This is a genomic window from Paraburkholderia sp. BR10872 (genome assembly GCF_040965835.1).
GTDB classification, from domain to species: domain Bacteria; phylum Pseudomonadota; class Gammaproteobacteria; order Burkholderiales; family Burkholderiaceae; genus Paraburkholderia; species Paraburkholderia nodosa_A.
Genome location: NZ_JBFRCN010000045.1, coordinates 40145 through 54194, shown reverse-complemented (window position 1 = coordinate 54194; position 14050 = coordinate 40145). Strand labels below are relative to the sequence as shown.

Below are 14050 nucleotides of genomic sequence, written 5' to 3'. Positions count from 1 at the left end.
AATAGCCACGGCCGTGCCGTTCGTCCTGTGTCGCTTCTGGCGCTGGGGCGGCGCCCAGTGGACCTGGGAAAACCGTGTGCCGGATAAGGAAGACGTCGTGTGCTGGTGCGCCGAGCGCTTCTAGCGAGTAGAGAGAGCTCTCGCGAACGTCTGCTTCGCGGTGAAGTGCACCTGGCGATCGAGTGTCCGGAACTGGCGGCGGATTCAACCGTTTCGCATGCGTGCAACTAATGCGACCAGGCGAGCATTCATTTCCTTGGCCGGCAAGTGTGCGAGCCAGCCGTGACCAGGAAGCAGCCATTCGAAACGATACATGGCGAGCTTGCCGAGCGATTCGGTGAGCTCGGCCCATGAGTACCAGCACGCGTCCCTGAATGCGACGAGGTCCTGCTCGCGTGGGCTCCAGGCAAGCGAATCACCGGAGCAGAGAATGCGATCGTCGAGGAGATACACGACGCTACCCCGCGTGTGACCGGGCACGGGGACTGCCTGTACGCCGGCCGCAATGGTCGGCGCCGACACGTCGTCGAGTAGATCGGTTGCATAGGGGGCAGCCGAGCTGTCCTCCCGGTGAATCCAGACGCGCGCGCCGAATCGGCGCGCGTATTTGTCCGCGTCTGCGACGTCGTCGCGATGCGACAAAAGAATGTGTGCGATGCCACCGGCGTCGTCGAACCATTTGACGAGCTCGGCCGTGTAGCGCGGTGAGTCGATCAGCAGATTGCCGTCAGCGCGCGAGGCAAAATACGAATGTGCACCAAACGATGAGCGTGAGTTGAATCCACAGCGCCACACGCCCGATGTGATTTGCTGCGGAAAGATCACCGCGTTCGGACGAAGCTGCTTCGTTTCGCTGCGTACCGATGCCGTTGGGCATACGAACGCCGCCCGCCAGGCAGCAAGCTGCTCTTCCGGCGTGCCGGGCTGGCGAACGAAGATACTTTTGTCGTTTCGCTCGACGATCAGCCCAGGCGCGACATGACGCGATGCACCGCAATTGATGCACGCTGTGTCGATGTACCACTCCCCTGGGGCGGAGTCGGTATTACGTGGTGGCTTCATTCGATGCTCGGGTCCTGACAACGCATGGCAAGCTCACAGTCCCATCATAGACCTTTCAACCACAAGGACACGACCGGAGCAACGGGAGGAAGTCGGAGCCGCGACCTTTGTAGCGCTTCACCTCTTGACTAACCGTTATTGCACGGTATTGGGGCCGCCTGCGAAGGTGCCAGAGGGCGACCCTGCTGTCTTGCTTGCTGCTCGCTCTCAGAAAAGAAACACCCGCCCTTGCGGACCAACGACTTCATCTCTTCGCTTACCGAAATGCCTGCCGGATTCCCAGCGCAATCATGAGCCCACCACATGTGAGGTCGATCCATGACTTCGCGCGTCGATACGCCGTCGCAATCGCCGCGTGCGATAGGACGAGCGCGACTGCTCCGTACCAGCACGTCGCTGTTGTACCGACGGTAGCAAGCATCGCGAAAAACGTCGGCATGGGGACGTGCGTGGGCACCGCTGAGGAAAACACCGCCGCATAAAAGGCGATGGACTTCGGGTTCGCGATATTTGTCGCGATACCTTGCAGGAACGCGGCACGAAACAGGGGCACCTTCGTTGGGTGACGTGTTTCGGAGGGGGTTGCCCGTGCCGACACAATGAGCCGCACCCCGAACCAGATCAGATAGGCCGCGCCAGCAAGCCTGATACCGACAGCGAGCCACGGGAAAATAGCGAACACCATGCCGATACCAAGAATGGCGCAAGTCGCCCAGAACAGATTCACCGTCACGATCCCGGCGACAAGCGCGAGCGCGTCGGAGCGTCTGCCGGCTACCGCCTTCTGAGTGATTGCGACGAAGTTCGGCCCAGGTATGACGACAGCTGCCGCATAGACGGAAAAGACTGTCGCAATAGCAGACGAATTAACCATTTGTAGCCTCAGTGAATTGGCCAGCCAGTATTCTGAAGCAATTCACGACTGCCCGCTGTTGGCCGCATGGGCTGCGGAACATCAAGGGGAGTCAATCTGGGCCATACAGGACGCCACGCACCATAAACACGCCGCATTCAACGCATTGAAAGTGCGGTTCGCCGTCCAGCCCGTGCCCATACGACCTGAACCGACATACGTGAATCCTGCCTTTCCATTTCCTTTCACGACTAGCCGGTGCGGATGCGCGCGCAATGCGCGTCAGCGTTGCCGGTCTGCTCGCATCTACATGGCTCATTCATCAGTTCCTGCGAGTTCACCCTTGCCCGACCAGGGAAGTGTGTAGCCCTATGGGACGGCGCAGAATGCGCTTCGACTTATGAATTCCCTGTGGCGAGCTTAGGGAATGATTCTTAGGGCTTCCTTATCTTGCAGTCGTGACAATGTCCCCTGGCTCCAGCGGATGACTCGCCGATGCCATTGACATGCTGGCTGACGCGAGCGCCTACGCGACAGGTTTGCTAGCGATATCGCGCACCGGCTTTTCAGGCGCCGGCGTGCGCGACTGGGTGACATCGTGTTGTTCTCTTCGGCGTCTGTCCGTCTCACGCAGTTAAACAGCGAGGGCGATTTGCTCGCGCAGCCAGCGATGCGCGGGGTCGCGATGCGAGCGCTCGTGCCAGAGCATGCACATTTCGTAGCCGGGTACCTCGACAGGCGGTTCGACCACGCGCAGTGCCGTGCTTTCGCGCACGAGCCGCCACGGCAGCATCGCTACCAGGTCGCTGCGTTCGAGTACGGAAATGACAAAGAGGAAGTGCGGAACGGAGAGCACGACGCGCCGCGTGAGTCCGGCTTGTGAAAGCGTTTCGTCGGTGATGCCGCGAAATCCGCCGCCATCGGGCGAGACGATGACGTGCTCCAGTGCGCAGAACTGCTTGACGCCCGGACGGCGCTTGAGGCGCGGATGGTCCGCGCGGCCCGCGAGCACGTAGCGCTCGGTGAAGAGCGCGCGTCGGCGCAGGTTCTCGGGTGCGTCGCTGGTGGTATGGAAGGCCAGATCGATTTCGCCCTGCGCCGCCTGCTTCGCGACGCGCGCCGGCGCGAGTTCCACCACGGCAAGGCGCGTATGCGGCGCGGCCTCGCGCAAGCCGCGCAGCGCTGGCAACGCGATGGTGGACTCGCCATAGTCGCTCGCGGCCACGCACCAGGTATCGTGGGCGCTGGCGGGATCGAACGGGCTCTCGGGCGCAATGGCGCGCTCGAGCGACTCGAGTGCCTCGCGCAGGGGTTCGCGCAAGGCGAGCGCGCGTGCCGTAGGCTGCATGCCGCGTGGGCCTGGCAGCAGCAGTGGATCGCCCAATATCTCGCGCAGCCGCGCGAGATGCACGCTAACCGACGGTTGCGAGAAGTTCAGGCGCCGCGCCGCGCGCGTGACGTTGTGCTCGGCGAGCAGCACGTCGAGCGTGACGAGCAGGTTGAGGTCGAGGCTGCGTAAATTAGCGGACATAATGGCTGGTATTCTCGTTATTCATTTTCACTATAGCAGCCGGGCAACTAAGCTGGGTTCGTACCACATCACGGAGCCCGCCCCATGAATATCCTGCTCGTCTATGCGCATCCCGAGCCGAAGTCGCTCAACGGCGCGCTCAGAGATTTCACCGTGCGGCGTCTCGAGGCGGCGGGGCACGCCGTTCAGGTGTCCGACCTCTATGCCATGAACTGGAAAGCGGCGCTCGACGCTCAGGACAGCGTCGAACGCCGGAGCGACACGCCGTTTGATCCGTCGCTCGATTCGAAGCACGCTTTCGAGAACGGCCTCCAGACCGGGGACATCGCGCAGGAGCAGACCAAACTCTTGTGGGCCGATACGCTCATCCTGCAATTTCCGCTCTGGTGGTTCTCCATGCCTGCCATCCTCAAGGGCTGGGTGGAGCGTGTTTTCGCGTACGGCTTCGCCTATGGCGTGGGCGAGCACTCCGACGTGCGCTGGGGCGACCGCTACGGCGAAGGGACGCTGGCCGGCAAGCGCGCGATGCTCGTCGTGACGATGGGCGGCTGGGCGTCGCACTACGGGCCTCGGGGCGTGAACGGCCCGATCGACGACATTCTGTTTCCGATCCATCATGGCGTGCTCTATTACCCGGGCTACGACGTGCTGCCGCCGTTTCTCGTGTATCGCACGGGGCGCATGGACGAGGAGCGCTATGCGCAAATACGCGACGCGCTCGGCGCTCGCCTGGATGCGCTGGCGCAGACCGAACCGATCGCGTTCCGCAAGCAAAATGGCGGTGCGTATGACATTCCGGCACTCACGCTGCGTGAGGACGTTGCGCCGGAACGCACGGGGTTTGCCGCGCACGTTGCGTAAGCGGGTGGGGCGGCGTTCGCGGGCCCCGCGTTCAATCGGAAAACGATCCCCTGGCGCCCCATGCGCCGGTCGTAGCTGGCGGGCGTCATGACCACGGTGCCCGGTGGCGCCGCGTAGTAGGGCATCCCGCCAGTGGCGGCAGACAGGCCCAAACGCCCGCGAGCGCGAGACGCCTCGATGCGGAACCTGCCGTTGAACGTGGTTGACGCTCACCTCTCGGACTCATCGTAATTTACCTCACGCATCCATCGTTCGAATTCCTAAAAGCTGACCGCCAGCCCGAACGACACGCCGCGCACGTTGTGGCCAAACACATAGCGGACCATCGCCCGCGTTCGGGTAATGATGACGGGATACGCGCTGCTGTCGAGTTCCAGGCCCACGCCCAGCGAAGTGAGTTCGTTGAAGCCGAGCACCCCGGCGCTGTCACCGAAGTAATGCGAGTAGGCGAACTCCAGCACGTAGCGCACCGGCTTGTCGAGCGCGTGCCAACCCGTCGGCGCGCGCCAGCGCGTCCAGAGGCTCACTTGCTGTGCCATCGCAGAACCCTGAACGGCTTCAGAACTCCCGCCGAAGCTGCGCAGGTAGATATCGGTCGCGCGTAGTTCTGCATCGATTTCGTAGTTTTCTCGGTAGTGCTCATAGTCGAGCATGAGCGAGCCGCCGTAGCCATACGCGTCCAGATAGCCGTTATTGAGGAACTGGAGATTGCTGTCCGTGACATGGTTGAACAGCGTTTGTCCGATTCGCAGATCGCTGGAAACACGGCCAATCGTGCCGTTTATGATCGGGCGAAACACGAGTTCGTTGGTGATGCGGAAGTCCCAGCCAAGCCCCACCGTGCCGCTGAAGGTATTCCACCTGGTGGGCACAGCGCGTGTCTCGGTTCCGTCGGTCGCGATGAACGTCGGGTCGTAGCGGCTATAGGCGATCGTGCCTTCCATGTACAACGGAAACGACCGGCTCAGCGTGAAACCACCGCCTAGCTGTGTTTGCCCGAAGCCCGGGTTGCCGGTGGTGCCGTTGTTGATCGAAAGCGAGCTGGTGGTGACGTCCGGCACCGTGGTGTAGGTCATGATGGACAGCACGGCGTCCGCATGCTGCTTGATGTTGCCGCCTATCACGGTCTGGTTCGACAGCTGGCCCGGTACGTTCTGCGCGTGCGCATGCCACGGCAGCACTGCGGCGAGCATCGCCACGCCAGTCTTCACTAGCGCGATGCGCAGTTGCAGCCAATGGACGGTGGTGTTCGTCATGTTCGATCCTGCCGGGTCCCGATGCCCGATTGGGTCTGATTACACCTGCTCGAATTCGCTTAAAGCCTTCTCACACCCGATTGCGCATGGCGTGAGGCCGCCTTCACGCCGACCAGTCCGCGCAGTAGCAGGCCGCCCAGAAGCAGGCGCCGCCCCGGTTCCAGCAGAATATCGCGTGCGTTCGGGGCATGGTCCGCGCTCGTTGACGCATCGTTCATGGCGTATTCCTCTTGAGTGCGGTTGCGCCGCGCCGTGCGAAACGCTCGACTATCTGCAGCATCAGACACGCGTAAGCGGTGACGGCGAGAAAGAGCGCCATGCGCACGGCAAATGCGCGGTACACGTCCTTGCCCGCCACGCTGTCCTCGACCGACTGACCCAGCAGAATGATCATGGTGACGAGACTGTTCAGCCAGAAGCCGGGCGAGTAACGCGTAGGGCGGATGCGATATAGCTTGCGCGCCACGAGCAGACCGAACAGCAGCATCCAGAGATAGAACATCCAGATATTCACGAAGAGCCTGAGCGCAAACCAGAACGCGACGGCGAGCAGTCCGCCGAGCGCCGTGGAGCCGAGCAGTTCGCGCGCTGCGCCGCGTGCCGACGTGGTGCAGGTTTGCCTGCCGAGGCTCACGGACTTCATGATGATCGGCATGTAGCTCGCGGGGTCGTTCATCGCCAGCAGCCAGGCGGGCATGACCACGAGCGCGGCCTGCAAGGCGATGCGCGACGCTGCGTCCGGCGGCATGACGCGCGCGGCGGGTTTGGCGCCCGCACCCGCGGCGCCGGGCTCGGGAAAGAGCGCATGACTCAGGACCGAGACGAGCACCGCGAGCAGCAGTCCCTTTACGAGCGCGCCGACCACCGTGGCCGCGAGTTGCTGGTCGGCCACGCCTGCCGCGCTGATCATCGTGAGGCCTGCCGCGAGGAATGTCGCCACGAGATTGTTGCCGCCACGCAGGCCGGCGCGGAACGCCAGGAAGAGACAGAGGCCGACGAGCAACACGCCCCCGAACGCGTAATAGCGCAGAACGGGGACGAGCAGCAGGCCGCTGCCCGTCGTGAGCGCAACGACTACGGCGAGAGCGAGCGCCGCCTTGAGCGAAAGCGGCCGGTTCTGCGTCGCCAGCAGAAAGACGGCGAGCACCGGCGCGATCACCGGAATCGGAAAGTCGAGCGCGAAGCTGATGACAAGCGTGAGCGCCGTGCCGGAGGCCACGCGTAGCGCGCGGCGGCCGGGAAGCCATGGGCTCGTTTGCATGGGTGCCCCTCAGTAGACGTAGGAGAGCCAGCTCATCGCGCGCAGGAACACGCGGCCGAGCGGATTGAGCGGGTTGCCGGCGCTCGGAAACGCCATCACTTCCGCCTGCCCGCCCACGCGAACGTTACGCAGCCGTGCGCGCTCGTCGCTGTCGAACTCGACGATTACGGGAAAGCGTTGCGCGGGCCGCAGCCAATCGCGGCTATTCTGCACGGTCGGCAAGGTGCCGGGCGGTGTGCTCTGTCCCACGCTCACGCCATAGCCGATGCTGCGGATGCGTCCGGCGAACACTTCGCCCGGCAGCGCGTCCAGCGCGATGGCGACGGGCGTGCCCGTATGGAGCCGGCCCAGATTGTTCTCCGTCATGTCCGCGCTGACCCAGACATCGTGAATGGCAATCAGCGTCATGACCGGATTGCCCGCGGCCGCGAACTGGCCGACTTCCGTGCGCAGGTCGGTGATGACGCCGGCCGGGCGCGCGCGAATACGCGTGTTGGCGAGATCGAGTTCGGCCTTTTCGAGCGCGCCCGCCGCGCTGCGCAACTGGGCGTTCTCCGCTTCGTTGCCGCCTTGCTGTTCGCGTGCGCGTTCGACTTCGGCCCGGGCCGCTTCGACCTGGCTTTGCGCCTGCTCGTGCGTCGCGCGCGCCACTTCGAGCCGCCGCAGCGAGACCGTGCCCTCGTCTTCGCGGTACAGCCGTTCGAGCCGGTCGCTGTCCTGGCGCGCCTTGACCTCGTTGGCGAGGGCCGCGCGCAATGAGGCTTGCGCCGACTCGACGCCTGCCGTGCTCGCGCCGATTTGCCGCCGCGTCGATTCGAGGTCGGCGCGCGCGCGGTCGGCGGCAATACGGTATTGCTCGCTGTCGATTTCGAACAGCACGTCGCCTGCGTTGACCTCCTGGTTGTTGTGCACGAGCACGCGCGTCACGCGTCCCGACACTTCAGCCGCAACGGGCACGACGTAGGCAGCGATGCGCGCCTGCTGCGTATAAGGCGTGAAGCGATCGGCAAGCAGATACCAGATCAGGCTGACGACAATCAGGATGACAATCCACTTGAGCGCCTTGCCGGAGGGGTCGGAAGCCGGCTGCGTCTCGCGCGGGTTCGAAGGTTCGGACGCGCTGCTCATCGTGTCGGACCGCCCTGTCGGTTGCCGGCACCCTGCGCGGCAGCGGGCGACGCCGGTTCGTCGAGCAGGTCGCCCCAGTCCGTGCGTCGCTGCATCTGGGCGCGGGTCGCGGGATCGATGAGCGGCTGATCGAGATCCCAGCCGCCGTCCACGGCCTTGTACAGCGCAATCAGGCTGCTCACGGCGTTGCCGCGATTGACGACGAACGCGTCTTGCTGCGCGGAGAGTGCGCGCTGCGCGTCGAGCACGCGCTGGAAGTCCGAGTACCCTTCGCGATAGATCGTATTGGCGAGCGTGAGCGAGCGCTGCGCCGCGCCTTGCGCGTCGTGCAGGATCGTGTCGCGTTGCAGCGCCGCGTTCAGCGCCGTTGCGGCGTCGTCGGCTTCGCGCGCCGCGTCGCGCACGGTGTCCTGATACGCGACGATCAATTGCTGCAGACGGGCGTCCTGCACGCGCACGTTGTTCGTGATGAGGCCGTGATCGAACAGGTTCCATGTAATGCTCGGCCCGCCCGCCACGCCAAGCGTGCTCGGCGCGCCCGCAAGCGAACTGGCGCTCCAGGCGAGTGAGCCAACGAGCGAAATGGACGGATACAGGTCGGCCTTCGCCACGCCGATCAACGCCGACTGCGCGGCCATCTGCTGCTCCGCGGCGCGTACGTCCGGCCGGCGCAGCAACAGCTTCGCGGGCACGTCCTGCAGCACCGCACGGTCGACGAGCGGGACGAAGCCTGCCTTGGCCGGCTGCACGTCGAGCTCCGGCAGCGGGCCGGGGGGGCGCCCGAGGAGCACGCTAAGCGCGTGACGCGCCACCGCGATCTGGCTTTCGAACACGGGAACGCTGCTCAGCGTGCCGAGATACTGGGTTTTCGCCTGCTCGAGATCGAGCTCGTCGGTTTCGCCGCTCTTGAAGAGCTTTTGCGTGATCTCGTAGCTGCGCTTTTGCAGTTGCGCGTTTTCGCGCGCAATGCGCAGGCGCGCTTCGGTCGTGCGCAGCGTGAAATAGGTGTCCGCGACCTGCGCGTGAACGAGCACGAGCGCGTCCTCGCGGTTGTCCCGGGCGGCGAAGAACGAGGCATCGGCCGATTCGATCGCGCGGCTGAAGCGCCCCCAGAAGTCCAGCTCCCAGCCGATGCTGAAGCCAAGACCGTACTGAAAGTACGCACCCGAACGCGGGTCGAAACCGTCGTGGCGTTTGCGCGCCGAGGCCAGCACGTCGGCGTTGGCCTGCTGCACCTGCGGGTAACGCCCTGCGAGCGCGATGCCGAGTTGGGCGCGCGCCTCGATCACGCGCAAGGCGGCGATCTTCAGGTCGCCGTTGTTCGCGTCGGCCGCGGCAATCAGCTGTTCGAGATTTTCGTCTCCGAATACACGCCACCATTGCCGCGCGTCGGGTTGCGCGTTGGCTTGTGCCGCGATCGACGTGACCTGCTCGATCGACGCGCTGCTCCAGTGTTCGCTCCAGCTTTCGCGTTGCGGCTGAAAATCGGGGCCCACGCGCATGCACGCGCCCATTAGCGTGCTCAGGCAGCAGGCGCCGAGCGGGAGCCAGTAAGGGCGCTCGCAGAGGATCACAGGGCGGCCTCGCGGCTCAAGCCTGCTGTTCTTCTCGTGCGTGCTCGGCTTGCGGCTGGTCTTTCACCCAGCGCCAGAACAGTTGATAGCCGACGGCGAGCATCACCGGGCCGATGAAAAGGCCGACTACGCCGCCCGTGACCATGCCGCCAATCGCGCCGATGAGCACCACGGGCATCGGCACGGCCACGCCGCGGCCAAGCAGCAGCGGCTTGAGTACATTGTCGGCGAGACCGGCGACGAACTCGTAAACGGCGAAGACGATGGTCGCCGTGCTCACGCCCTGCGTCATGATCACGAAGATAATGACGGGCACGGTAATGAGGGTGGCGGGCAGCTGCATGATGCCGATCAGCAGCACGGCCAGCGCGAGCAGGCCTGCGCCGGGAATGCCCATCACGATAAAGCCGACGCCGATCAACACCATCTGGATGAACGCGATGCCCACCACGCCCTGGGCGACGGCGCGAATCGTGGCAGTGCAAAGGTCGGCGATTTGCGGGCCGTTTTCCGGGCCGGAAACGCGCGACGCGATCTGCACCGTACTGCGATAGCCTGACTCGCCGTGGGCCATGAGAATGCCCGCAACGATCAGGGCTACGAAGAAAATCAGCAGCGCGGCGCCAAGCCCGGTGATCGTGCCGAGCAGCGCAAGGCCAGCCGCCTTCAGTTGCGGCGCGAACCGCTGCACGAGACCGGCGATGTCGGTCGACGCCTGCATCCAGAAGTCGTATACGCGCTGACCGACGATTGGCCAGTGAGCGATCGAGTCGGCGGGAGGCGGGATATGAAACGTGCCGCCCTTCGCGACGCTCATGGCATGTTCGATCGAATCGGCGACGGCGACACCGAGCAGCCAGGTGGGTGCGAGGATCACGGCGAACGCCAGGAGAATGATGAGCGTGGCGATGAGTCCATCCTTGTGAGGGAAGCTGCGCTGCAGCTTCGTTTGCAGCGGATATAGCGTGACCGCGAGAATCACGGACCACACCATGAGGTCGAGGAACGGGGCGAAGATGCGAAAGCAGAACATCGCCAGGACGGCAATGAGCGCGGCGCGAATCAGGACATCGAGCAAATCCCGGGACTGCGCCTTCGGCGTTGATCTAGTGGGCAGCAGCATCGTTTGTGTCTCCTCGCTGACCGGGCGTGCAATCCAGACGCGCCCAGGCTCCTATCGCGTTCCGGCGAGGCCCGCCGGAATTCCAGGTAGTACGAGAAACTGTCCGCCGACGTTGCGCTCCTTCCTGGCATGACCCCGTGACAGGGAGCACGACTCTACGATGTTTGCAGTCGCCTGTGAGTTGTGCGGAGCGCGTCGTCGAATTGAGTCTATTACACGCACTGAAAAGGGACAATGAACGCGCGGCCCGCTTTGGACCGGCGAAAAAAGTGGTTAGCAGTGCGCTGAATGGCGTCATGCGCGGGTTGCGTTTCTGATTCTGATTCTTGTTTGCAGGCCTCAATGCCCCGGACCACTCGAAGGCTCGCAACTGAGAATGAGTCGATCGCCGTCGCCCGCACCGGGAGCCAGTGCGGCGTTGTGGAATTCATGACCGCCACAGCGCCACTCGGCGAGATAGTCATTGCGACAGCCGTCGGACTGCGCGGCGACCATCGACACCGGATAGCTGCAGGTTCGCAAACCGTCACAGTGCGCGGCGAGATCGCGCGTGACATTGCCGTGTGGCGCGCCGCAGTTGCTGCCGTAAGTGCCGGAGACGATAGCAATCGTCGCTTGATTCGCGGCGCTCGCCGCAGACGGGATAACGAGCCCTCCAAGGCTGACGACGCCCCATGCGAGCGTGAGGGCGATTGCGGTTGCCTTCATGATGCACCTCCCAGGCCGGCGTTGCGCATGAGCGCTGGCGCGGCCCACCCATCCATGTTTACAGAGTAGTGCGGTAGCGCCGGAGGGCAAGATAGTGCCCGGCGATGGTGCGGGGCTTCGTTGCAGTGCACCAGCAGCAGTCACCTGAAGCACACGATTGGTGGTGCGCAGTCGGTCGCCGTTTCGCGAGCTACGCGCCCTGCGTGGGCCGTGAAACCCGCGCCAGCCGGGCGCTATGCGGGGCGCGCGGTTTGCATGTGGGGCGGGTGGCATACCTATTGCTTTGTCGCTACCGGAGCCAATGACGGCTCCAATGAATGCATCATCGTCCCGCGGTGCGCGGGATCATTCGATCGTGCGGGGCAACGGCGTCCCGAAGCGGCACTCCACGGCACAGCGTGCGTGGCGGGTGCGCTTCGGGACGCTTTTTTTATGCGCGTCGCACAAACGCCGTGGTTCTGACAAAAACCTGGCGATGCGATTTGGACAACTAAAGATGACCATGCGGGAACCGATACCTGACATCTCTGCGGAAATCGTCGGCGAACTGATCAATCTGGCCGGGCGCCAGCGCATGCTCTCGCAGCGCGTGGTCCTGCATGCGCTGCTCGGCTTGCGCGGCGACACGGCCGCGCTCGTCGTCGCGCGCGACTGCCTCGACACGTTCGCGGTTTCGCACACGCGGCTAGTAGACGGTGACGATCATTTTCCCGGCGTGTTCTCGACGGCGTTGCGCGAACTCTACTTCGGCGCGCGCAAGGCCGACGAGCGTATTCGCGCGCTCATGCAACTCGCTGCCCACGCGTGCGCGTGCCTCGAGCGCTCAGTCCAATTCGCAGCGGCCGATAGCGGGTGCGAGGCAGCCGTGACGGAACTCACCGCTGCCGCCACGCCGCTGCTCGAACTGTTGCAAGCGCTGACCCAGGCGTACCAGGACGAACTGCGTAGCGTGGAAGCCGCCGCGGCGAAGCGCCAGGCCGGCATTGTCGACGAACTCGCTGCCATTTCACTGCGCGCGAACATCGTCGCGCTCAATGCACGGGTGGCTGCCGCTCGTGCCGGCCAGTTCGGCCGCGAATTCGCGGTGATCACGGCGGAACTCGCGCACGTAATAGGCGAAATGGACAGGCTCGTGCAGGGCGTGGTCGGCAAGCCCGAAACGCACAATAGCGCGCCCGAAAGACATTCTGGATTGCGAAATCAACGGATGCATGCCCGCCTGGCGGGTTGAGATCCACTATTGGGGAGAACCTCGTGAAAGACCTGGTAAGTTCGCTCAAGAGCGGTAACTGGCGCGCGCTCGTCGCGTGCTTCCTGTACTTCGACACCGGCTTCACGGTGTGGGTGATGTTCGGCCCGCTCGCGCCGTTCATCCAGAAGGACATTGCGATGACGCCGGGCGAACTGGGCCTGCTCGTGGCCGTGCCGGTGCTCGGCGCGGCGATTCTGCGCGTGACGCTCGGCAATCTCTATCAGGCCTACGACGGCCGCCGTGTCGCGCTGATGGGCATCGCGCTTTCCGCCATCCCCGCCGCCGTGCTGCTGATGATGCCGGGCACGCCGTCCTATACCTTGCTGCTCGTGCTTGGCGTGCTGCTCGGCGTGGGCGGCGCGAGCTTCGCCGTGGCGCTGCCCATGGCGGGCAGCAACTATCCGCCGAAGGTGCAGGGCCTCGTGCTCGGCCTCGCCGCGGCCGGCAATATTGGTGCCGTGCTCGACGGCTTCCTCTTCCCGGGCCTCGCGAGCCACTATGGATGGGCGCGCGCCACGGGCGCGGCGCTCCCGCTGCTCGCGCTCGCCGCGACGGCAGTGACCTTCTGGGCTCGCGATCTCGGCCAGAAGTCCGGCAGCGCGCCGCAGGCGTTGCGCTCGTTCGGCATCACGCTCGCCGGGTTGATCGCGCTCGTGCTTGCCGTGCATGCAGGCTTGTTCGGCGCGGGCAAGACCGGTGTTCTGCTGCTGCCGGTGCTCGGCGCGCTGCTCGCCATCGCCGTGTTGCCGCGCCACTATCGCGCGGTACTGACCGAAGGCGACACGTGGGTCGTGATGCTCGTGTACAGCATCACGTTCGGCGGCTTCGTCGGCATGTCGTCCTATGTCTCGACGCTGCTGATTTCGCTCTACCAGGTGCCCAAGCTCGAAGCCGGCGTGATGATGTCGCTGCTCGCGCTGACCGGTGCGATGGTGCGCCCGCTCGGCGGCCTGATCGCGGATCGCATTTCGGGCGTGCGCGCACTCGTGGTGCTGCTTGCCGCGATCTCGGTGTGCGACTTCGCATTCGCGCTGTGGATGCCGCCGTTCGCCGCGGGCATTGCGCTGCTCGCCTTCACCTACGTGTGCTTCGGTCTCGGCAACGGCGCGACGTTCCAGCTCGTCCCGCGCCGCTGGCAGGGCCGCACCGGGCTGATGTCGGGCATCATCGGCGCGGCGGGGGGAATCGGCGGCTTCTATCTGCCGGTCATCATGGGCATCGCCAAGGAGAGCACCGGCAGCTACCAGATGGGCTTCGCGACGTTCGGCCTGATCGCGGCGGCCGCATTCGGACTCGTGGTGCTGCATCGCGCACGCTGGCTCGAATGGGCGCTGCCCCAGGAGCCGGCGATGGCCCAGGCCGTCGTGCAGGGCGCCCAGGCGAGCGCAAGCAACTGAGAACTGGGTCGTTAGCAGGATGCGGCCCGCGCGTGAGCGACGGG

Annotated in this window: 13 protein-coding genes; 3 read left to right on the top strand and 10 right to left on the bottom strand. The window is 64.7% G+C overall.

Translation table 11 applies throughout. From position 1 onward, the window contains the following. Positions 1 to 204: 204 nt before the first annotated feature. From AB4Y43_RS29110 to AB4Y43_RS29100, 3 genes are all read right to left on the bottom strand, one after another. Positions 205 to 1062 carry an MBL fold metallo-hydrolase gene (locus AB4Y43_RS29110; protein WP_342950134.1) on the bottom strand — a complete coding sequence of 286 codons (858 nt, stop codon included), beginning with the start codon at positions 1060 to 1062 and terminating at the stop codon, positions 205 to 207. A 256-nt stretch (positions 1063 to 1318) separates the two neighbouring features. After that, on the bottom strand, positions 1319 to 1936 hold the full coding sequence (locus tag AB4Y43_RS29105) for a LysE family translocator (RefSeq protein WP_342950057.1): 618 nt from the start codon (positions 1934 to 1936) through the stop codon (positions 1319 to 1321). Between the two features lie 613 nt (positions 1937 to 2549). Continuing rightward, positions 2550 to 3446 (bottom strand): LysR family transcriptional regulator, encoded by an 897-nt coding sequence (locus AB4Y43_RS29100; RefSeq protein ID WP_342950056.1) that lies wholly within the window; start codon positions 3444 to 3446, stop codon positions 2550 to 2552. 84 nt (positions 3447 to 3530) lie between these two features. Between AB4Y43_RS29100 and AB4Y43_RS29095 the strand changes: the two genes are divergently transcribed. Next, positions 3531 to 4307: an NAD(P)H-dependent oxidoreductase gene (locus AB4Y43_RS29095; protein WP_342950055.1), complete on the top strand. Its 777-nt coding sequence runs from the start codon at positions 3531 to 3533 to the stop codon at positions 4305 to 4307. A gap of 260 nt (positions 4308 to 4567) precedes the next feature. Here AB4Y43_RS29095 and AB4Y43_RS29090 read toward each other — a convergent pair whose 3' ends face one another. The 7 genes from AB4Y43_RS29090 to AB4Y43_RS29060 form a co-directional block, all read right to left on the bottom strand. After that, positions 4568 to 5500, bottom strand: coding sequence for a hypothetical protein (locus AB4Y43_RS29090; protein WP_083245448.1), 933 nt, complete (start codon positions 5498 to 5500; stop codon positions 4568 to 4570). Between the two features lie 122 nt (positions 5501 to 5622). Then, on the bottom strand, positions 5623 to 5781 hold the full coding sequence (locus tag AB4Y43_RS29085) for a hypothetical protein (RefSeq protein WP_342950054.1): 159 nt from the start codon (positions 5779 to 5781) through the stop codon (positions 5623 to 5625). After that, the gene (locus AB4Y43_RS29080) at positions 5778 to 6824 is read right to left on the bottom strand and encodes a DUF2955 domain-containing protein (RefSeq protein WP_342950053.1); all 1047 of its coding nucleotides are present in this window, start codon (positions 6822 to 6824) and stop codon (positions 5778 to 5780) included. The genes AB4Y43_RS29085 and AB4Y43_RS29080 overlap by 4 nt, the downstream gene beginning before the upstream one ends. Before the next feature lie 9 nt (positions 6825 to 6833). Further along, positions 6834 to 7952 (bottom strand): HlyD family secretion protein, encoded by a 1119-nt coding sequence (locus AB4Y43_RS29075; protein WP_368729379.1) that lies wholly within the window; start codon positions 7950 to 7952, stop codon positions 6834 to 6836. After that, the gene (locus AB4Y43_RS29070; RefSeq protein ID WP_342950133.1) at positions 7949 to 9466 is read right to left on the bottom strand and encodes a TolC family protein; all 1518 of its coding nucleotides are present in this window, start codon (positions 9464 to 9466) and stop codon (positions 7949 to 7951) included. The genes AB4Y43_RS29075 and AB4Y43_RS29070 overlap by 4 nt, the downstream gene beginning before the upstream one ends. Before the next feature lie 76 nt (positions 9467 to 9542). Then, positions 9543 to 10649, bottom strand: a complete 1107-nt coding sequence (locus AB4Y43_RS29065) for an AI-2E family transporter (protein ID WP_342950051.1) — start codon at positions 10647 to 10649, stop codon at positions 9543 to 9545. Between the two features lie 339 nt (positions 10650 to 10988). Continuing rightward, on the bottom strand, positions 10989 to 11357 hold the full coding sequence (locus tag AB4Y43_RS29060) for a hypothetical protein (protein WP_368729378.1): 369 nt from the start codon (positions 11355 to 11357) through the stop codon (positions 10989 to 10991). Positions 11358 to 11853: 496 nt separating this feature from the next. On the opposite strand from AB4Y43_RS29060, the gene AB4Y43_RS29055 reads away from it, so the two are divergent. Both AB4Y43_RS29055 and AB4Y43_RS29050 read left to right on the top strand, forming a co-directional pair. Further along, on the top strand, positions 11854 to 12588 hold the full coding sequence (locus tag AB4Y43_RS29055) for a type IV pili methyl-accepting chemotaxis transducer N-terminal domain-containing protein (protein ID WP_368729377.1): 735 nt from the start codon (positions 11854 to 11856) through the stop codon (positions 12586 to 12588). A 23-nt stretch (positions 12589 to 12611) separates the two neighbouring features. Then, the gene (locus AB4Y43_RS29050) at positions 12612 to 14006 is read left to right on the top strand and encodes an MFS transporter (protein ID WP_368729376.1); all 1395 of its coding nucleotides are present in this window, start codon (positions 12612 to 12614) and stop codon (positions 14004 to 14006) included. Positions 14007 to 14050 lie beyond the last annotated feature (44 nt).